This is a genomic window from Streptomyces sp. NPDC008137 (assembly GCF_042957035.1).
Lineage (GTDB): Bacteria > Actinomycetota > Actinomycetes > Streptomycetales > Streptomycetaceae > Streptomyces.
Genome location: NZ_JBIBHN010000020.1, coordinates 63,173 through 81,842, shown reverse-complemented (window position 1 = coordinate 81,842; position 18,670 = coordinate 63,173). Strand labels below are relative to the sequence as shown.

Below are 18,670 nucleotides of genomic sequence, written 5' to 3'. Positions count from 1 at the left end.
GCCGAGACATGCGCGTCGAGATCTGGAGCGACATCGCCTGCCCCTGGTGCTACGTGGGCAAGGCCCGCTTCGAGAAGGCGCTGCGGGACTTCCCGCACCGCGACGAGGTCGAGGTCGTGCACCGCTCCTTCGAGCTTGACCCGGGCCGCGCCAAGGACGACATCCAGCCCGTGATCACGATGCTCACGAAGAAGTACGGGATGAGCGCCGCGCAGGCCGAGGCCGGTGAGGACAACCTGGGCGCGCAGGCCGCCGCCGAGGGTCTCGACTACCGCACCCGGGGCCGCGATCACGGCAGCACCTTCGACATGCACCGCCTGCTCCACCTCGCCAAGGAGCACGGCCGCCAGGAGCGGTTGCTCGACGCGCTGTACCGGGCCAACTTCGCCGAGGAGCGCTCGGTCTTCGGTGAGGACGAGCGGCTCGTGGAGCTCGCCGTGGCCGCCGGGCTGGACGAGGACGCCGTCCGTGCGGCGCTCGCCGACCCGGAGGCGTACGCCGACGAGGTCCGGGCCGACGAGCGGGAGGCCGCGCGGCTCGGCGCGAGCGGTGTGCCGTTCTTCGTGCTGGACCGCAAGTACGGCGTCTCCGGCGCCCAGCCCGCCGAGGTCTTCGCCCAGGCCCTGACGCAGGCGTTCGGCGAGCGCGCGCCGCTGAAGATCGTCGAGGGCGGGAACACCGGCGACAGCGCGGGCGCGGACGCGTGTGGTCCGGACGGCTGTGCGGTGCCCCAGCACTGAAAAGCGCAGGTCGGAGCGTATCCATAAGCGCTTCTTAGCGACATCACGCAGTTATCGGCAATGGACGGGGGGTTCCCCGGGGACGCAGAGTGGTCCCATGGAGACCTTCGAGAACCTCGTCCGCGCCGAGTTCACCCCGAAGCACACCTACCTCAACACCGCGAGCAACGGGCTGCTGCCCGCCCGTACCGTCACCGCCCTGCACCAGGCGGTGCGGATGCGTGCCGAGGGCACGCCCCTGGGTCCCCTGTACGAGGACGTGGAGGCCGCCCGCGCGTCCTTCGCCCGGCTGGCCGGTGTGCCGGCCGAGCGCGTCGCGACCGGCGCCTCGGTCGCCGAGTACGGCGCCCTGATCGCCGCCTCGCTGCCCGCCGGCGCCGAAGTCCTCACGGCGGAGGGCGACTTCGCCTCCCTGGTGAACCCGTTCCATGCGCGCGGCGACCTCAAGGTGCGCGCCGTGCCCTTGGAGCGGCTCGCCGAATCCGTCCGCCCCGGAACCGCGCTCGTCGCGGTCAGCATCGCCCAGTCCGCCGACGGCCGGCTCGCCGATCTGCCGGCCGTCCGCGAGGCGGCCCGGGCGCATGGCGCCCGCACCTACGTCGACGCCTCCCAGTCCGCGGGCTGGCTGCCGATGGAGGCCGACGCGGACGACTTCCTCGCCGCCGTCGGCTTCAAATGGCTCATGGGGCCGCACGGGGCCTCGTTCTTCGTCGCCCCGCGGGACTTCGGCGGGCTCACCCCGCTGCTCGCCGGCTGGGTCGCGGGCGAGGTCCCCTGGGACAGCTGCTACGGCCCCGTCGAGCAACTCGCCCACTCGGCACGGCGGTTCGACATCAGCCCGGCCCTGTTCACCTACGCCGGGCTGCGCGCCTCACTGGCGCTGATCGAGGAACTCGGCGTCGACGCCGTGCACGCGCACGATGTCGCGCTCGCGGACCGGTTCCGGGCCGGGCTCGACGGGCTGGGCCACGCGCCGGTGTCCGCGCCGGGCTCGGCGATCGTGTCCGTGCCGGGGCTCGGCCACCGGCAGGGCGAACTGAGCGGGGCGGGCATCGAGGTGTCCGACCGGGCCGGCAATCTGCGGGCCGCGTTCCACCTCTACAACACCCCGGCGGACGTCGACCGGCTCCTGGACGTCCTGTCCGGCTGAGGACATGACCGGGCCGGACCTCCCGTCCCACACGAGGAGGCCCGGCCCGGTGCTCAAAGGGGCAGCACCACACCGGCATCACTGCACCGGCGTCACCGCACCGGCGTGAAGTCCCGAGCACCGATGAACTCGGGGCGTCGAACCGGCGCCGCGAACGGCTCGACCGCCGTGTTCTCCACGCTGTTGAACACGATGAACACGTTGCTGCGCGGGAACGGCGTGATGTTGTCGCCGGAACCGTGCATGGCGTTGCAGTCGAACCAGGTCGCCGAACCGGCCTTGCCCGTGAACAACTTGATGCCGTGCTGCGAGGCGAACTGGCTCAGCGCCTCGTCGGAGGGCGTGCCCGCGTCCTGCATCTGCAGCGACTTCTTGTAGTTGTCCTTCGGCGTCTCTCCCGAGCACCCGAGGAACGTCTTGTGCGAACCCGGCATGATCATGAGTCCGCCGTTGGTGTCGTAGTTCTCGGTCAGCGCGATCGAGACCGACACCGTACGCATCCTCGGCAGACCGTCCTCGGCGTGCCACGTCTCGAAGTCCGAGTGCCAGTAGAAGCCACTGGCCCCGAAGCCCGGCTTGACGTTGATCCGCGACTGGTGGACGTAGACGTCCGAGCCGAGGATCTGCCGCGCCCGGCCGACGACCCGCTCGTCGCGCACCAGCCTGGCGAACACCTCGCTGATCCTGTGCACCTCGAAGACCGTACGGATCTCCTTGGACTTCGGCTCGACGATCGACCGCTCGTCGGCCCGCATGTCCGGGTCGTGCACCAGCCGGTTCAGCTCGTTCCGGTAGACGGCGACCTCGTCCTCGGTGATCAGCTCGTCGATGGCGAGGAAGCCGTCACGCTCGAACGACAACAGGTCGGCCGGCGCCACCGGGCCCGGGGCGTCGGGCGCGCCCCAGACGACCGGGTCCTGGCGCGGCGTCAGCACCTCGGTGGCGCCACGACTCGGATAGAGGTCCGGCATAGCGGTGGTGGTGTCGTAGGTGGCGGTCATGAAGCGTCACACCTCCTCGGTGAGCAGCGGGTATACGCCGTTCTCGTCGTGGTCCTCCCGTCCGGTGACAGGCGGGTTGAAGACGCAGAGGCAGCGGAAGTCCTGCTTGATCCGCAGCGTGTGCTTCTCGTGCCCGTCCAGGAGGTACATGGTGCCGGGCGTGATCGTGTACGACTTCCCGGTCTCGTGGTCGGTCAGCTCGGCCTCACCCTCCACGCAGACAACGGCCTCGATGTGGTTCGCGTACCACATCGACGTCTCCGTACCCGCGTACAGGACCGTCTCATGCAGGGAGAAGCCGACCTTCTCCTTGGCGAGGACGATGCGTTTGCTCTCCCACGTACCGGACGCCGACTTGACGTGCCGGTCGGTACCTTCGATCTCCTTGAACGAACGGACAATCACGGTGCTGCGATGCCTCCTAGGTGAGTGCTGCTCGGTTGGTGTGTCAGGCGGTCTCTCGGACGGCGCGGGCGAGCGTGCGCAGGCCCTCGTCCAGCTCTTCGGGGGTGATGGTGAGGGCGGGGAGCATCTTGACGACCTCGCTCTCGGGACCGGACGTCTCGATCAGCAGCCCCAGCTCGAAGGCGCGCTTGGCGACCTTGCCCGCGCGGGCCTTGTCGTGGAACTCCAGGCCCCACACCAGGCCGCGGCCCCGGTACTCCTTCACGTCGGCGAGGTTCTCCTCGGTGATGGAGATCAGCGCCTGCTCGACCTGCTCGCCGCGCTTGCGGGTCTGCTTCTCCATCGCGGAACCGTCGGCCCAGTACGTCTCCAGGGTCGCGGTGGCCGTGACGAACGCGGGGTTGTTGCCGCGGAACGTGCCGTTGTGCTCGCCGGGCTCCCAGACGTCCAGCTCGGGCTTGAACAGGCACAGCGACATGGGCATGCCGTAGCCGCTGATGGACTTCGAGACGGTGACGATGTCCGGCACGATGCCCGCCTCCTCGAAGGAGAAGAAGGCGCCGGTACGGCCGCAGCCCATCTGGATGTCGTCGACGATCAGCAGCATGTCCTGCCGCTCGCACAGCTCGGACAGGGCGCGCAGCCACTCGGGCCGGGCCACGTTGATGCCGCCCTCGCCCTGCACGGTCTCGACGATCACGGCGGCCGGCTTGTTGAGGCCGGAACCCTGGTCCTCCAGCAGTCGCTCGAACCACAGGAAGTCCTCGACCGTGCCGTCGAAGTAGTTGTCGAACGGCATGGGCGTGCCGTGCACCAGCGGTATACCGGCGCCGGCCCGCTTGAAGGCGTTGCCGGTCACGGCCAGTGAGCCCAGCGACATGCCGTGGAAGGCGTTGGTGAAGGACACGATCGACTCGCGCCCCTTCACCTTCCGCGCCAGCTTCAGCGCGGCCTCCACGGCGTTGGTGCCGGTCGGGCCGGGGAACATGACCTTGTACGGCAGGTCGCGCGGCCGCAGCAGCAGGTTCTGGAAGGCCTCCAGGAACGTGCGCTTGGCGGTGGTCGACATGTCGAGCCCGTGCGTGACGCCGTCACGCTCCAGGTAGTCGATCAGGGCGCGTTTCAGGACCGGGTTGTTGTGCCCGTAGTTGAGTGACCCCGCTCCGGCGAAGAAGTCGAGGTACTCATGGCCGTCCTCGTCGTACATACGGCTGCCCACGGCGCGGTCGAAGACGGTGGGCCAGCCGCGGCAGTAGCTGCGCACCTCGGACTCAACGGTCTCGAAGACACTCAGGTCGGGCTGGGTGATGGTCACGACGAATCGCTCCTCGGTACGTGGGGAAGTCAGCGGGAGTGGGGTGGGACGGGAAGTCTCAGTGGGGCAGCGGACCGATGCGGTACAGGACCTCGGGGTCGTGCGGCCCGTCGGGGAACACGGCCGTGTCGAAGAGCACCTCGCGCTCCAGCCGGGCGCCGTGGCGCTCGGCGAACGACGTGAACAGGCGCTCCGAGGCGGCGTTGCCCGGAGTGATGGTGGTCTCCACGGTCGTCACCCCGCGCTCGGCCACGGTCCGGGCGACCAGACCGTCGAGCAGCGTGGCGGCCAGCCCGCGCCCGCGGTGCGCCTCGTCCACGGCCACCTGCCAGACCAGCAGGGTGTGCGGGCTGTCCAGCCGCACGTACCCGGTGATGAAGCCCATCGGCTCGCCGTGCTCGTCACGCGCCACGGCCGACGTGGCGGCGAAGTCCCGGCACCACAGCAGATAGCTGTAGGACGAGTTCAGGTCCAGAACCTTGGAGTCCTTCGCCATCCGCCACAGTGCGGCTCCGTCGGCCACGGTGGGTCGGTCGATTTGCGGGTCCGCTTGTACGGCAGTCATGCCAATTGAATTTACCCAGAGAAATTCAAAATCGCATCGTCGGACGGGGTCGCGTATGAGCCATGACTGTGTTATCGCGCGTGCGCGAGTCTTTGGGTGTCGGAGTGGCGGAATGTCTGGTATTGTCCGGGAAATAAGGGGCGAAGCGGTCACGGTGTGTAACGCGTCACAGCCATGTAATCCCCACGAGATCTGCCCGAATTTCCTCGCCGAGTGTCCCCAAAATCTCTGGGTTTAGGACCGAGGAAAGCGGGCAGAAGAATACGGGAAGCTGTTCGTTGATGAATTCTTAATTGTGCGCCAGCTTACACTCGCGATGTAGCGCAAAGCACGTGTAATTCAGGCTCCGGTCACTCCGTCGATGCGTTCTCGCAGGAGATCGGCGTGACCGTTGTGCCGGGCGTACTCCTCGATCATGTGAATCAACACCCAGCGCAGACTGACCTCCATCCCCGGGGCCGGCCCCTCGGCGACGCGCCCGACGTGGTCCAGCGGCAGCCCCGCGCACAGCTCCCGCCCGCGCGCGGTCTCCCGCTGCCAGATCCCCAGCGCCTCGTCGAGGCCCCGCCCCGGATCCAGCGTGTATCCGGTCGGGTCCTCGAACAGCGGCGGCACGTCGAGACCGGCCGTCACCCGCTGGAACCAGTTCCGCTCGACCTCGGCGAGATGCTGCACCAGCCCCAGCAGCGTCAGCGCGGACGGCGCGGCCGACGCTATCCGCACCTGCGCGTCGTCGAGCCCCGCGCACTTCAGCGCCAGCGTGGCCCGGTGGAAGTCCAGCCAGCTCTCGAGCATGGCCCGCTCGTCACCGCTCAGATGCGGCACAGGGCGGCCGTCGGGGAGGGCCGGGGTGTCTTCGGCAGATGTGTCGGTGGTCATACGGGGAGCATGGCACGCGCCACTGACACCGGCGTCACTCTGCCCGTCCGGCGCTTGAGGACGAGGCCGTCCAGGCCGAAGCGGGGGCCTGGGGGCGCAGCCCCCAGCGGGGTCGAAGGGGCGGAGTCCCTGGAGGCAGGGACGGGAAGGGGCGGCGGGGGCGAGGAACCGAAAGCCTCAGCCCTCGACCACCGCCCCGCCTCGGGCCACGACCGCCCCGCCTCGGGCGACTACCGCCATGCCTAGGGCGACTACCGCCCCGCCTAGGGCGACTACCGCCCCGCCTCGGGCGACTACCGCCATGCCTAGGGCGACTACCGCCCCGCCCCGGGCCACGACCGCCCCGCCCCGGGCGACCACCGCCCCGCCTCGGGCGACTACCGCCATGCCTAGGGCGACTACCGCCCCACCCCGGGCCACGACCGCCATGCCTAGGGCGACTACCGCCCCGCCTCGGGCGACTACCGCTACGCCCCGGGCCACGACCGCCACGCCCGGGCGACTACCGCCACGCCTCCTCCACGGCTCGCAGCGCCCCCTGCACATCCACCATCAGCCCCCGCTCGGAGAGCGCACCCCCCAGCGCCGCCAGACTCGCCCGCACAGCCCCCCGCGTCGCATCCGCACCGTAGTGGTTGACGCGGATCATCTCCTTGGCCAGCGCACCCCCGCCGGCGGCGACCGGCAAGGCGGGATCCGACCGCAGCGCCCTGGCCACCAGCTCCGATGCCACCACCCCGGACGGCGCCCGGAGCGTCGTGGCGACGGGCGCCGCGTCCCGGGCCTCGTACACATACGGCTCCAGGCCGCCACCGAGCGCGATCGCCCCGGCCCGCGTGGCCGCCGCGGCGGAGGCGTGCCGGGCCATCACGGTGTCCAGCCCCGCCGCCTCGATCCGCTCCACGCACGCCTCGAGCCCCAGCATCTCCAGCTGCGCCGGAGCGTGCGGCAGCGCCTTGCGACCGCCGTCGATCCACCGCTCCTTCCAGTCGAGGAGCGACAGGTACGACCGGCGCGGCGCCCGCGGGTTCGCCGCCATCCGGGCCCAGGCCCGCTCGCTCACCGACACCGCCGAGACACCGGCGGGACCGCCCATCGCCTTCTGCGCCCCGATCACGCACAGATCCACGCCCCACGCGTCCGTCAGCACCGGCTCGGCGCCGATCGACGCCACCGCGTCCAGGTAGAACAGCGCCCCGTGCGCCCGCACCACCTCGCCGATCTCCGCGACCGGGTTGGTGTTGCCGGTCGCCGCCTCCGCGTGCACCAGGGACACGAAGTCGATCTCCGGGTGCTCGGCGAAGGCCTGCCGGATCTGCTCGGCCCTGACCGCCGTGTGGAAGGGCACCGCCAGGTCGATCACCGTGGCGCCGCAGTCCCGCAGCCAGTCGCCGAAGGTCTGCCCGTACGGGCCCGTGATCACGTTCAGCGCCGTCGTCCCCGGACCTGCCGCGGCACGGATCGCGCCCTCCAGCGGCAGCAGCGCCTCACCCTGCGTGATCACGACGTCCTGCTCGGTGCTCAGCAGCCGCGCCACACGGTCCTCGATCGCGGCGAAGCGGTCCGCGCCGAGCGGGGCCAGGTCCAGAAACGGGTGCGTCACGGTGGGGCTCTCTTCGTTCACGGGGCGGGCGCCATCTGCCCGGGGCCGACGGCATCGAGGGTAACCGGCGGGTACGTGCCCCCTCGCAGCCGAGGTCACCGGCTCATTAGGGTGCGGTGCATGAGCGATCGCACGGTGCTGCACGTGAAGGGGCGGGTGCTCGTCGGGCCCGAGGACGTCCGCGACGAACTGTGGGTGGTGGACGGCCGGGTCTCCTACGACCGTCCCGCCGGCGCCCGCGACGTCCGCACCGTCAAGGGCTGGGCCCTGCCCGGCCTCGTCGACGCGCACTGCCACGTGGGACTCGACCGGCACGGCGCGGTCCCGCGGGACGTCGCCGAGAAGCAGGCCCTGACCGACCGGGAGGCGGGCACTCTGCTGATCCGCGACGCGGGCTCGCCCTCCGACACCCGCTGGATCGACGACCGCGAGGACCTGCCGAAGATCATCCGCGCCGGGCGGCACATCGCCCGCACCCGTCGCTACATCCGCAACTACGCCTGGGAGGTCGAGCCGGAGGACCTGGTCGCCTACGTCGCCCAGGAGGCCCGCCGTGGCGACGGCTGGGTCAAGCTGGTCGGCGACTGGATCGACCGCGACCTCGGCGATCTGTCGGCCTGCTGGCCCCGCGGCGCGGTGGAGGCGGCGATCGCCGAGGCCCACCGCCTGGGCGCCCGCGTCACCGCGCACTGCTTCGCGGAGGACTCCCTGCGGGACCTCGTCGAGGCGGGCATCGACTGTATCGAGCACGCCACAGGCCTGACCGAGGACCTCATCCCCCTGTTCGCCGAACGGGGCGTCGCCATCGTGCCCACCCTGGTCAACATCGCGACCTTCCCGCAGCTCGCCGACGGCGGCGAGTCCCGGTTCCCGCGCTGGTCGGCCCATATGCGCCGGCTCCACGAACGCCGCTACGACACCGTCCGGGGCGCCTACGACGCCGGCATCCCCGTCTTCGTCGGCACCGACGCCGGCGGCACCCTCGCCCACGGTCTGGCGGCGGCCGAGGTCGCCGAACTGGTCACCGCCGGAATCCCGCCCCTCGATGCCCTGGCGGCCGGAACCTGGACGGCCCGCACCTGGCTCGGCCGCCCCGGCCTGGACGAGGGTGCCCCGGCCGACCTGGTCGTCTACGACCAGGACCCGCGGGCGGACGTACGCGTCCTGGCGGCGCCGCGCCGGGTGGTGCTGAACGGGCGCGTGGTCGGGTAGCCAGCGGGCGCAGCCGGGGAACGCCCGCGCCGGAGGGATCGAAAACCCTCAGCCGGTCACCGCACGCTCCAGCGCCCGCAGGAACCCGTCCGTCGTCGTCCGGTCCCGTACCGCCAGCCGCAGCCACTCCTCGTCCAGGCCGGGGAACGTGTCGCCGCGGCGCACGGCGTAGCCGAGGTCGCGCAGGCGTCGGCGTACGGCCGCCGCGTGCGGCAGGCGGATCAGGAGGAACGGGCCCTCCGCCGGCTCGACCACCCGCACCCCGGTCCCGGCGAACCGCGCGAGGCCCGCCACCAGATGGGCGCGGTCCGCCGCGACGCGATGGGCGGCGTGGGCCGCCTCGGCCACGCCCCGGGGACCCACGCACGCCCGCGCTGCGGCCAGAGCCGGTGTCGACACCGGCCACAGCGGCTGCGCCCGCTCCAGGTCCTCGACGGTCTCGGGCGCCGCCAGCACGTACCCGATCCGCAGCCCGGCCAGCCCCCAGGTCTTGGTCAGGCTGCGCAGCACCACCAGTCCGGGGACGTCGACGCGGCCCGCGAGGGCCTCGTGCTCGCCCGGCACGGCGTCCATGAACGCCTCGTCCACCACCAGCACCCGCCCGGGACGGGCGAGCCCGGTGATCGTCTCCGCCGGATGCAGCACCGACGTCGGATTCGTCGGATTGCCGATCACCACCAGGTCAGCGTCCTCGGGGACGGCCGCCGGATCAAGCCGGAAGCCGTCCGCCGCGCGCAGCAGCACCCGGCCGACCGGGTGCCCCGCGTCCCGCAGCGCCGCCTCCGGCTCCGTGAACTGCGGGTGGACGACGACCGGCCGCCGCACCTTCAGCGCCCGCGCCAGCAGTACGAAGGCCTCCGCCGCGCCCGCCGTCAGCAGCACCCGCTCCGGCGGCAATCCGTGCCGCTCCGCCACCGCCGCGCGCGCGGCCCGCCCGTCGGGGTAGGCCGCGAGCCCGCCCAGCGACGCGGCGATGTGCTCCCGCAGCCACACCGGAGGCGTGTCGGCCCGGACGTTCACGGCGAGATCGACGAGCGAGCCGCCGTCGTCCCGGACCTCCGCGTCCCCGTGGTGGCGCAGATCGTGCCCGCTCTCAGTGCGCATGCGAGTCCGCCTCCCGGTCGACGTGCCCGGGCGCGTGACGGCCCTCGACGGCCTGCTCGTACCGCTCCCACACCAGGTCCAGCAGCTCCGGCTCCGGACCGATGACGCCGGCCGAGCGCACCTCGACCTCGGGGTGCGCCTCCGTCCAGCCCTCCGTCTGCTGCCGCACCCGGTCCGGCTGGACGCCGGTGAACAGGAAGTACGGCAGGACCACGATTCGCCGGGCCCCCAGCCGCACACACCGGTCGAGCCCGTTCGGCACGTCCGGCGCCGCCAGGGACGCGAACGCCGTCTCGACCCCCGCGTACCCCCGGCCCTCCCACAGCAGCCGCGCCGCCCTGTGCACCTCGGCGTTCGCGCCCGGGTCCGTGGACCCGGGCCCCACCAGCAGCACCGTCACATCGGCCCGGTCGCCCGGTCTGCGCCCCGCGGCGCCGCCCAGCGCCTCGTCCAGCCGCCGTTCCAGCACGTCCAGCAGCGCCGGGTGCGGGCCGAGCGGGGGCGCGTACGTGTACGAGATCCCGGGGTGCCGCTCCTGCTCACGGGCCAGGGCCGCCCGGAAGCCGCCCTGGGCGTGCCCGGCGGGCACCAGCATCAGCGGAACGGCGGTGAAGTGCCGTACGCCCCGCTCGACCAGCTCGGTGACGGCGTCGCCCAGCGGCGGCCGCGACTGCTCGACGAAGCCGCCCGCCACGGGCAGTCCGGGGCGCCGCGCCCCCAGCTCCCGTACGAACGCGCGGAACGCCTCGGATCCGGTGTCGTCACGGGTGCCTTGGCCGGCGATGAGCAGGGCGGGCGGGGTGGTCACAGGTGCTCCTCGGCGGAAGTGGGGTGATACGGCGGGACGTTGAGCGCGGCCTCGGACTCGGCCGGACGGGGCGGGCCGGAACCCGGCTCGGCGCCCTGCGGGCGCCGCACGACGGCACAGGTCGCCCTCGCCGGGCTCGCGGCCGACTTCCGCTTGGGGACGAGGAGTTCACCTCCGCCGGCGAGCGCGGCGGCCTCGGCCACCGACGGGGTGCCGACGGCGGCGAGCGGCGCGTCGGACGGGTTCGGCACCCCCACCTCGGCCAACTCCCCGGCGGAGTACGTCACCAGGAGCACCCCGAGCCGCCGCGCGGCCTCGGCCAAGCCCGGCTCCCCGGCCTTGGCGTCGACGGTGGCGAGCGCGGCGACGGACGCCACGGACAGCCCGGCCTCCCGCAGGGTGTCCTCGACGAGCCCGAGCACCTCCTCGACGGGCGCACCCCGCGACGCCCCGACCCCGACGACGAGGGACCCGGGCCGCGGCGCCGCCTCCTCGCACGGCGCCACGACGCCCGACCGGGCCGCGCGCTCCCGTACGGCGGTGTCCGGCACGGGCACGACGACGTGCGCCTCCCGCAGGGCGTTCACGCCCCGCACCGTCACCGGCTCCGGGGCGCCGGGCCCGCCCCCGAAACCGACCAGCGTGCCGCTCATGACGTCCGGCACCTCTCCACGAACCGGAGCACCGCACCGGGCTCGGACGCCCAGTGCGTGTGCAGATAGCTCGCGTGCACACCGCGCCGTACGAATCCCTCGACCCGCCGCTCCGGGGTCCGGAACCCCCAGGCGGGATCGGACCCGGAGCCGGGCTCCACGGCAGTGCGGTGGAATTCGTGACCCCGCATCCGGGTCCCCGCCGCCGCGAGCACACTGTCGCCGACCGCCACGGCGTCCCGGTACCCCAGGGTGAGCCGCCGCGTCATCCGCGCCCCGGCGTCCAGCACCCCGCACATCGGCTGCCCGTCCAGCTCCCGGCACAGATACAGCAGCCCCGCGCACTCGGCCGCGACCGGGGCGCCGCTCTCGGCCAGGCCCGCGACGGCCTTGCGCAGGGGTTCGTTGGCCGACAGCTCGGAGACGTACATCTCCGGGAACCCGCCCCCGATGACCAACCCGCTCGTCCCCTCGGGCAGTTCCTCGTCGCGCAGGGGATCGAAGGGCACGACCTCGGCACCTGCGGCGGTGAGCAGCTCGGTGTGCTCGGCGTAGGAGAAGGTGAACGCCTCACCGCCGGCCACGGCGACCCGTGGCCGGGGTCTCCCGTGCGAACGCGTCGGCCGGCGGCCGGCCGAGGAGACCGCCTCGGCGGCGTCCCAGGCCCCGCAGGGCAACGCGCCCGCGCCCCGGGCCAGCCGCATCAACGCGTCCAGGTCGCACCCCTCGGAGACCTGCTGGGCCATGGCCGCGACCGCGTCGACCGCCTCCTCGCGCCGCTCGGCGACCGGCACCAGCCCCAGATGCCGCGACGGTGTGTCGACCTGCGGCGCCCGCCGCAGCACCCCGAGCACCGGCACCCCGACCTGCTCCATGGCCTCCCGCAGCAGCCACTCGTGCCGGTCCGTCGCGACCTTGTTCAGGATCACGCCCCCGACCCGCACCTCCGGATCCCAGGACGTGAACCCGTGCACCAGCGCCGCCACCGACCGGGACTGCGACGACGCGTCGACGACCAGCACCACCGGCGCCCGCAGCAGCTTGGCGACATGAGCCGTGGACGCCAGCTCGCCCTCGCCGGCCGCCCCGTCGAACAGCCCCATCACGCCCTCGACGACCGCGATGTCACACCCCCGCGCCCCGTGCAGGAACAACGGCCCGACCAGCTCCGGCCCGCACAGATAGGCGTCGAGGTTCCGTCCCACGCGCCCGCTCGCGAGCGCGTGATACCCGGGGTCGATGTAGTCCGGCCCGACCTTGTGCGGGGACACGGCGAGTCCCCGAGCGGCGAACGCGGCCATCAGCCCCGTGGCGACGGTGGTCTTGCCGCTGCCGGATGCCGGCGCGGCGACGACCAGCCGGGGGACGGACGAGGACATCACCACTCGATGCCCCTCTGCCCCTTCTGCCCGGCGTCCATGGGGTGCTTCACCTTGGACATGTCGGTCACGAGGTCCGCGAAGTCGACGAGCTTCTCCGGCGCGTTCCGCCCGGTGATCACGACATGCTGGGTCCCGGGCCGGTTCCGCAGCACCTCCACGACCTCGTCGGTGTCGATCCAGCCCCAGTGCAGCGGGTAGGCGAACTCGTCCAGCACATACAGCTTGTACGTCTCGGCCGCCAGGTCCCGCTTGACCTGCTCCCAGCCCTCCCGGGCCTTCTCCTCGTTGTCCATCTGCCCGTCGCGCTGCACCCACGACCAGCCCTCGCCCATCTTGTGCCAGTCGACGGACCCGCCCTCACCGGACGCCCCGAGCACGCGCAGCGCGTTCTCCTCGCCGACCTTCCACTTCGCCGACTTGACGAACTGGAACACCCCGATCGGCCAGCCCTGGTTCCAGGCCCGCAGCGCGAGCCCGAAGGCGGCGGTGGACTTGCCCTTGCCGATGCCCGTGTGCACGAAGACCAGCGGCCGGTTCCGGCGCTGTCGGGTCGTCAGACCGTCGTCCGGTACGACACTCGGCTGTCCCTGCGGCATTACGCGGCCCTCCTCGAAGTCCCCTGCACATCCTTGACCAGCCCGGCGATGGAGTCGGCCCGCAGCTCGTCCAGCGTCACGGCGGTGCCGCCCAGCTCACCCGCGAGCTGCCCGGCGAGCCCCAGCCGCACCGGACCCGACTCGCAGTCCACGACGACGGACGCGACGCCCTCGGCCGCGAACAGCCGCGCCGCACGCCCGGCCAGGGCGACCGGCTCCGGGCCGCCGGTGGCCCGTCCGTCCGTCACCACCACGACCAGCGGCCGCCGCGCGGGATCGCGCAGCCGCTCCACCCGCAGCACGTCGTGCGCGCGCAGCAGCCCGGCCGACAGCGGCGTACGGCCGCCGGTGGGCAGCGACTCCAGCCGGACCGCCGCCGCGTCCACAGAGGAGGTCGGCGGCAGCGCGACGTCCGCGCCCGATCCCCGGAAGGTCACCAGACCCACCTTGTCGCGCCGCTGGTACGCGTCCAGCAGCAGCGACAGCACGGCACCCTTCACGGCGCTCATCCGCTGCCGTGCCGCCATCGACCCGGAGGCGTCCACGACGAACAGCACGAGATTGCCCTCGCGACCCTCGCGGGTGGCCTGCCGCAGATCGTCGCGGCGCACCACGAGTCCCGGCCCGGAACGCCCGCGCGCCCGCTGGTGCGGCGCCGCGGCCTGCACGGTCGCCGCCAGGTGAAGCTTGGTGAGGGAGCCCTTCGGCCGCCGGGCGCCCGTGGTCCGCCCGTGTTCGGTCCGCGCCCGCGAACGCCGCCCGGCGGCACCCTCGCCGAGTCCGGGCACGCTCAGCACCTTGGTCCGGAAGGGTTCGGAGGCGCGGGCGGCCGACTGCTCACCGGCTCCCGACGGCTGCGGCTGCGGCTGCCCGTCCTGCTCGCCCTCCGGCCGGACCTCCTGGTCCCCGCCCTGGGGCCCGTCGTCGGGAGCCGGCTGCCCACCGCCTCCGTCGGGCCCGTCCGGCCCCGAGTCCGGGTCCGGGTCGAGATCCGGGTCCGGGTCGTCGTCCCCGGAGAACTCCTCCAGGGTCTCGTCCAGCTTGTCCTCGTCAAGACCCGGCGCGTCGAAGGGGTTGCGGCGACGGCGGTGCGGCAGCGCGAGCAGCGCGGCCTGCCGTACGTCCTCGGCGAGCACGTCCGTACGCCCCGCCCAGGCCGCCAGCGCCGTAGCCGTCCGGGCCATCACGATGTCGGCGCGCATGCCGTCCACCTCGAAGGCCGCACAGGTCGCCGCGATCTGCCGCAGCGCGTCGTCGCCCAGCCGCACCGACGGCAGCAGCTTCTTCGCGGCCACGATCCGGGCCCGTACGTCGGCCTCCTCCTCGGCCCAGCGGGCGGCGAAGGCGGCCGGGTCGTCGTCGTACGCCAGCCGCCGCCGTACGACCTCGACGCGCTGATCGGGCTCCCGCGAGGCCGCGACCTCGACGGTCAGCCCGAACCGGTCGAGCAACTGCGGCCGCAGTTCGCCCTCTTCGGGGTTCATGGTGCCGACCAGCAGGAAGCGGGCGGCGTGCCGCACGGAGACGCCCTCACGCTCCACGTACGAGGCGCCCATCGCGGCCGCGTCCAGCAGCAGGTCGACCAGGTGGTCGTGGAGGAGGTTGACCTCGTCGACGTAGAGGATGCCGCGGTGCGCGTCGGCGAGCAGGCCGGGTTCGAAGGCCTTCACGCCCTCGGACAGCGCCCGTTCGATGTCCAGCGCGCCCACCAGCCGGTCCTCGGAGGCGCCGACGGGCAGTTCGACCATGCGGGCGGGCCGGGATGCGAAGCCCCCGGGCTCGTGCGGTCCGTCCGGGCAGCCGGGGTCGGGCGAGCCGGGGTCGCAGGAGAAGCGGCACTCGGAGACGACGTCCACCTCCGGCATGAGCGCCGAGAGCGCCCGCACGGCCGTCGACTTGGCCGTGCCCTTCTCGCCGCGCACCAGCACACCGCCGACCGCCGGTGACACGGCGTTCAGCAGCAGCGCGAGCCGCAGATCGTCCTGGCCGACCACGGCCGTGAACGGAAAGGGGGTGGTCACTTTTCGTCGTCCTCCAAGTCGCCTTCGAGTTGCGGATGGATGTCGGGTCGCGGGTGGATCAGGCAGCCGGGGGTCAGGCAGCCGTTCCAGCGTCTCAGGCGGCCCGCGGTCGCCGTGCGGGCGGTCGGCCCCGCTGCCACGGGCCTCATGACGGCGCTCCCGGCGGGACGAACGGCAGCCCCTTCGGCGCGCCGGACTCGATGAGCCGCCACAGCGCGTCCGTGTCCGCGTGCTGTTCGATCAGGTCGCCGAGCCGGTCGAGCTGCTCCTCGCGCAGCGCGGCGAACGAGGTGTCCGGCGCCGGTACGAAGCGGCGGCCGGCCGCGGCCGCCACCTCGCGCAGGAAGGCCCGCCGGAATCCGTCCGACTCCAGCGAGCCGTGCCAGTGCGTGCCCCAGGCCTGGCCGACCCGGCAGCCGTCCAAGAAGGGCGTTCCGCCGGTGACATCGGCGACCCCGTGGTGGATCTCGTAGCCCTCGACCCGCTCCCCGAGGGCCTCGCCCGTCGGCCGGGTGAGGGTCTTCTCGCGGGCGAACCGCACCCGCACGGGCAGCACCCCGAGCCCGTCGACCTGGCCCCTGCGGCTCTCGACGTCGTCCTCGATGTGCTCGCCGAGGATCTGGAAGCCGCCGCAGATGCCGAGGACCGGCCGCTGCTCGGCGGCCCTGCGCACGAGCGCGTCGGCCAGCCCGCGTTCCCTGAGCCACTCCAGGGCACGGACCGTCCCCCGGGTCCCGGGCACGATGACGAGGTCGGCGTCGGCGAGTTCTTCCGGCCGGTCCACGAACCGCACGACGACACCGGGTTCGGCGGCCAGCGCGTCGACATCCGTGAAGTTGGACATGAGCGGGACCGCGCAGACGGCGACGCGCAGCACGTCCTCGCCGACGGGCGGGGCGACGACGGACTCCCGGACCGTCCCCCGCAGGGAGACTCGCAGCCCGTCCTCCTCGTCGATCCCGAGCCCGTGCCGGAAGGGCAGAACGCCGTACGTGTGCCGCCCGGTGAGGCCGTGCAGCATGTCGAGCCCCGGCTCCAGCAGGGAGACGTCCCCGCGGAACTTGTTCACGAGGAATCCGGCGACACAGTCCTGGTCCTCGCGCGACAGCAGGGCGACGGTCCCGAAGAACGAGGCGAAGACCCCGCCCCGGTCGATGTCGCCGACGACGAGCACGGGGAGCCCGGCGCCCCGGGCGATCCCCATGTTGACGATGTCCGTCCGCCGCAGATTGATCTCGGCCGGCGAACCGGCCCCCTCACAGATCACCGCGTCATACGTGCTCCGCAGTTGCTCAAGGCAGTCCAGCACCGTCCCGAGCAGCCGCTGCTGTCGCCCGCCGTGATAGCCGCGCGCACTCATCTCGCCGACCGGCTTGCCCAGCAGCACGACCTGACTGCTCTGCTCGCCGCCGGGCTTGAGCAGCACGGGATTCATCAGCGCGGTCGGCTCGACCCGGCACGCCTGCGCCTGCATGGCCTGCGCCCGCCCGATCTCGGCGCCCTCCCGCGTCACGAACGAATTCAGGGACATGTTCTGCGCCTTGAAGGGCGCGACCTTGACGCCCTGCCGCACCAGCCACCGGCAGATCCCGGCGGTCACGACGCTCTTGCCCGCGTCGGAGGTGGTACCGGCGACGAGAAGCCCACCGCCCGTCATGACGTACGCCCCTTCACGATGTGGCGCGCGGCGAGACAGACGCCGAGCGCGAGCCAGCCGACACGCCTGGACAGCCGTACGGCCCGTTCGATGTCCCGGGTCCCGACCTCGCGCCCCGCGCCGTTGAGTACGGGCCGGTGCTCGACACGTCCCCCGTAGGACAGGGGCCCGCCGAGCCGCACCCCGAGCGCCCCCGCGAACGAGGCCTCCACGGGACCGGCGTTGGGACTCGGATGCTTGGCGGCGTCGGCACGCCAGGCCGCAACGGCTCCCCGGGCATCGCCCCCGGCCACGGCGGCGAGTACGGCGGTCAGCCGGGCTCCCGGCCAGCCCACGACATCGTCCAGCCGCGCGGAGGCCCACCCGTAGCGCCGGTACCGGGCCGACTTGTGCCCGACCATGGCGTCGAGGGTGTTGACGGCCCGGAACCCGAGAAGCCCCGGCACCCCGCCGACGGCCCCCCACACGAGCGCGCCCACGACGGCGTCGGAGGTGTTCTCCGCGACGGACTCGACGACGGCCCGGGCGATCCCGTCGGCGTCGAGTGCCTGTGGATCCCGTCCGCACAGATGCGGCAGCCGCGCACGGGCCGCTTCGACGTCCCCGGCCTCCAGGGCGCGCCCGATGGTCTGCGCCTCCCGCGCGAGCGAACTCCCCCCGACGACGGCCCAGGTGGCCGCGCCGGTCACCAGGACGGAAGCGGCATCGGACGTACGTACGGCACGCGCGGCGACGGCCCCCAGCGCGACGGCTCCGCCCGCACACACCACGGTGTGCAGCGCGCCCCATCCCCGGTGGTCCCGCCACAACACCCGCTCCACCGCACCCGCGGCCCGCCCGAACGCGGCGACCGGATGCCCCCGGCGAGGATCGCCGAGCAGCAGATCACCGATCAGACCGGCGGCGGCACCGTACGCGTGGACGCGACCGGCACCCATGGGCTCAGCCCGCCACGGGGGCGGACAACGGTGGGGTACTGACCCTGAATCGGCAGCCGAACATGGCGATATGTCCTCACTCAGGGTGTCCACGCCCTGGTTCGACGAGACCGGCGGTGAGAGTTCCTGGCTCCCGGTGAGTGCTACCCCGGTGACAGTGGCGGGACCGCGCCGGACTTCCACCGGCTTCCTCTCCTGCCGCCGCATTGGCCCCGGCAGTCCACCACGGCCGCGAACAGCCGTCAACTTGCCGTTGACCTGCGAGGGGAGAGTGTGGACAAGCCCACACCGCCTGCCTCGCGGGGGTGCCCACGGCGGTCCCGCACACGCCGACCGGGCGGCCCGGGACCGAAGCCCCGTGCCGCCCGGTACCAGACGGTCGTGGTCAGGCCACGATCAGATAGATCCCGTACCCGACAGCCGCCGCACACGCGGCGAAGCACGCGTACGCACCCGTCACCGCGAGCCCCGCGGACCCGCCCGCCGCCACCGCCCGCTCACGGCGCGACAGGCCGGTGATGCCGAGGGTGAACAGGCCGACGAGGATCACGGTGGCCACGAGACTGACGCCGAACACGGAGCCGAGGGTCGCCCAGTCGATCTTCATCTCAGAGATTCTTCCTTGTCACCGGGTGGGCGGG

General features: G+C 72.8%; 18 protein-coding genes, 1 pseudogene and 1 riboswitch. Of the genes and pseudogenes, 3 read left to right on the top strand and 16 right to left on the bottom strand.

Features of this window, described 5'->3' with window-relative positions:
- The first annotated feature begins 8 nt into the window (after window positions 1-8).
- On the top strand, window positions 9-740 hold the full coding sequence (locus ACFZBT_RS27380; RefSeq protein WP_391108538.1) for a DsbA family protein: 732 nt from the start codon (window positions 9-11) through the stop codon (window positions 738-740).
- A gap of 97 nt (window positions 741-837) precedes the next feature.
- Entirely contained in the window at window positions 838-1,890 is a 1,053-nt protein-coding gene (locus tag ACFZBT_RS27375) for an aminotransferase class V-fold PLP-dependent enzyme (RefSeq protein WP_391108536.1), read from the top strand.
- 92 nt (window positions 1,891-1,982) lie between these two features.
- Here the strand turns inward: ACFZBT_RS27375 and thpD are convergent, their stop codons facing one another.
- From thpD to ACFZBT_RS27345, 6 genes are all read right to left on the bottom strand, one after another.
- Window positions 1,983-2,891, bottom strand: coding sequence for an ectoine hydroxylase (gene thpD, locus ACFZBT_RS27370; protein WP_391108533.1), 909 nt, complete (start codon window positions 2,889-2,891; stop codon window positions 1,983-1,985).
- A 6-nt stretch (window positions 2,892-2,897) separates the two neighbouring features.
- Window positions 2,898-3,296, bottom strand: coding sequence for an ectoine synthase (locus ACFZBT_RS27365; RefSeq protein WP_184599670.1), 399 nt, complete (start codon window positions 3,294-3,296; stop codon window positions 2,898-2,900).
- 43 nt (window positions 3,297-3,339) lie between these two features.
- Window positions 3,340-4,611: a diaminobutyrate--2-oxoglutarate transaminase gene (ectB, locus tag ACFZBT_RS27360; RefSeq protein WP_391108529.1), complete on the bottom strand. Its 1,272-nt coding sequence runs from the start codon at window positions 4,609-4,611 to the stop codon at window positions 3,340-3,342.
- 58 nt (window positions 4,612-4,669) lie between these two features.
- A complete protein-coding gene (ectA, locus tag ACFZBT_RS27355; protein WP_391108527.1) occupies window positions 4,670-5,176 on the bottom strand; it encodes a diaminobutyrate acetyltransferase in 507 nt (168 codons plus the stop codon).
- A gap of 339 nt (window positions 5,177-5,515) precedes the next feature.
- Window positions 5,516-6,055, bottom strand: coding sequence for a DUF664 domain-containing protein (locus tag ACFZBT_RS27350; RefSeq protein ID WP_391108524.1), 540 nt, complete (start codon window positions 6,053-6,055; stop codon window positions 5,516-5,518).
- Between the two features lie 502 nt (window positions 6,056-6,557).
- The gene (locus ACFZBT_RS27345) at window positions 6,558-7,658 is read right to left on the bottom strand and encodes an aminotransferase class V-fold PLP-dependent enzyme (RefSeq protein ID WP_391108522.1); all 1,101 of its coding nucleotides are present in this window, start codon (window positions 7,656-7,658) and stop codon (window positions 6,558-6,560) included.
- A 120-nt stretch (window positions 7,659-7,778) separates the two neighbouring features.
- Between ACFZBT_RS27345 and ACFZBT_RS27340 the strand changes: the two genes are divergently transcribed.
- Entirely contained in the window at window positions 7,779-8,870 is a 1,092-nt protein-coding gene (locus tag ACFZBT_RS27340) for an amidohydrolase family protein (protein WP_391108520.1), read from the top strand.
- A 48-nt stretch (window positions 8,871-8,918) separates the two neighbouring features.
- On the opposite strand, the gene cobC is transcribed toward ACFZBT_RS27340, so the two are convergent.
- From cobC to ACFZBT_RS27290, 10 genes and pseudogenes are all read right to left on the bottom strand, one after another.
- The gene (gene cobC / locus ACFZBT_RS27335; protein ID WP_391108517.1) at window positions 8,919-9,974 is read right to left on the bottom strand and encodes an Rv2231c family pyridoxal phosphate-dependent protein CobC; all 1,056 of its coding nucleotides are present in this window, start codon (window positions 9,972-9,974) and stop codon (window positions 8,919-8,921) included.
- The gene (locus ACFZBT_RS27330; protein ID WP_391108514.1) at window positions 9,964-10,782 is read right to left on the bottom strand and encodes a CbiX/SirB N-terminal domain-containing protein; all 819 of its coding nucleotides are present in this window, start codon (window positions 10,780-10,782) and stop codon (window positions 9,964-9,966) included. Before ACFZBT_RS27330 ends, cobC begins: the two co-directional genes overlap by 11 nt.
- Window positions 10,783-10,880: 98 nt before the next feature.
- A pseudogene (locus tag ACFZBT_RS27325) lies at window positions 10,881-11,468 on the bottom strand (cobalamin biosynthesis protein); the annotation flags it as partial.
- Window positions 11,432-12,814: a cobyrinate a,c-diamide synthase gene (locus ACFZBT_RS27320; protein ID WP_391108511.1), complete on the bottom strand. Its 1,383-nt coding sequence runs from the start codon at window positions 12,812-12,814 to the stop codon at window positions 11,432-11,434. The pseudogene ACFZBT_RS27325 and the gene ACFZBT_RS27320, both read right to left, overlap by 37 nt.
- Window positions 12,814-13,413, bottom strand: a complete 600-nt coding sequence (gene cobO / locus ACFZBT_RS27315; protein WP_059079414.1) for a cob(I)yrinic acid a,c-diamide adenosyltransferase — start codon at window positions 13,411-13,413, stop codon at window positions 12,814-12,816. Before cobO ends, ACFZBT_RS27320 begins: the two co-directional genes overlap by 1 nt.
- Window positions 13,413-15,434 (bottom strand): putative cobaltochelatase, encoded by a 2,022-nt coding sequence (locus ACFZBT_RS27310; protein ID WP_391108507.1) that lies wholly within the window; start codon window positions 15,432-15,434, stop codon window positions 13,413-13,415. Before ACFZBT_RS27310 ends, cobO begins: the two co-directional genes overlap by 1 nt.
- A complete protein-coding gene (locus ACFZBT_RS27305) occupies window positions 15,431-15,583 on the bottom strand; it encodes a hypothetical protein (protein ID WP_391108504.1) in 153 nt (50 codons plus the stop codon). Before ACFZBT_RS27305 ends, ACFZBT_RS27310 begins: the two co-directional genes overlap by 4 nt.
- The gene (locus ACFZBT_RS27300; protein ID WP_391108500.1) at window positions 15,580-17,091 is read right to left on the bottom strand and encodes a cobyric acid synthase; all 1,512 of its coding nucleotides are present in this window, start codon (window positions 17,089-17,091) and stop codon (window positions 15,580-15,582) included. Before ACFZBT_RS27300 ends, ACFZBT_RS27305 begins: the two co-directional genes overlap by 4 nt.
- Complete coding sequence (locus ACFZBT_RS27295; RefSeq protein WP_391108497.1) at window positions 17,088-18,029, bottom strand: cobalamin biosynthesis protein; 942 nt, start codon at window positions 18,027-18,029, stop codon at window positions 17,088-17,090. Before ACFZBT_RS27295 ends, ACFZBT_RS27300 begins: the two co-directional genes overlap by 4 nt.
- A gap of 120 nt (window positions 18,030-18,149) precedes the next feature.
- Window positions 18,150-18,223: riboswitch (cobalamin riboswitch) on the bottom strand.
- Window positions 18,224-18,414: 191 nt separating this feature from the next.
- Entirely contained in the window at window positions 18,415-18,636 is a 222-nt protein-coding gene (locus ACFZBT_RS27290; RefSeq protein ID WP_391108494.1) for a hypothetical protein, read from the bottom strand.
- Window positions 18,637-18,670: the final 34 nt, after the last annotated feature.

Bases quoted from the DNA above. Each gene is read 5' to 3' on its own strand.
- ACFZBT_RS27320 (WP_391108511.1), bottom strand. From the start codon at position 12,814: ATGTCCTCGTCCGTCCCCCGGCTGGTCGTCGCCGCGCCGGCATCCGGC.
- ACFZBT_RS27380 (WP_391108538.1), top strand. From the start codon at position 9: ATGCGCGTCGAGATCTGGAGCGACATCGCCTGCCCCTGGTGCTACGTG.
- cobO (WP_059079414.1), bottom strand. From the start codon at position 13,413: ATGCCGCAGGGACAGCCGAGTGTCGTACCGGACGACGGTCTGACGACC.
- ACFZBT_RS27340 (WP_391108520.1), top strand. From the start codon at position 7,779: ATGAGCGATCGCACGGTGCTGCACGTGAAGGGGCGGGTGCTCGTCGGG.
- ectA (WP_391108527.1), bottom strand. From the start codon at position 5,176: ATGACTGCCGTACAAGCGGACCCGCAAATCGACCGACCCACCGTGGCC.
- ACFZBT_RS27305 (WP_391108504.1), bottom strand. From the start codon at position 15,583: ATGAGGCCCGTGGCAGCGGGGCCGACCGCCCGCACGGCGACCGCGGGC.
- ACFZBT_RS27375 (WP_391108536.1), top strand. From the start codon at position 838: ATGGAGACCTTCGAGAACCTCGTCCGCGCCGAGTTCACCCCGAAGCAC.
- ACFZBT_RS27290 (WP_391108494.1), bottom strand. From the start codon at position 18,636: ATGAAGATCGACTGGGCGACCCTCGGCTCCGTGTTCGGCGTCAGTCTC.
- cobC (WP_391108517.1), bottom strand. From the start codon at position 9,974: ATGCGCACTGAGAGCGGGCACGATCTGCGCCACCACGGGGACGCGGAG.
- ACFZBT_RS27300 (WP_391108500.1), bottom strand. From the start codon at position 17,091: ATGACGGGCGGTGGGCTTCTCGTCGCCGGTACCACCTCCGACGCGGGC.
- thpD (WP_391108533.1), bottom strand. From the start codon at position 2,891: ATGACCGCCACCTACGACACCACCACCGCTATGCCGGACCTCTATCCG.
- ACFZBT_RS27350 (WP_391108524.1), bottom strand. From the start codon at position 6,055: ATGACCACCGACACATCTGCCGAAGACACCCCGGCCCTCCCCGACGGC.
- ACFZBT_RS27295 (WP_391108497.1), bottom strand. From the start codon at position 18,029: ATGGGTGCCGGTCGCGTCCACGCGTACGGTGCCGCCGCCGGTCTGATC.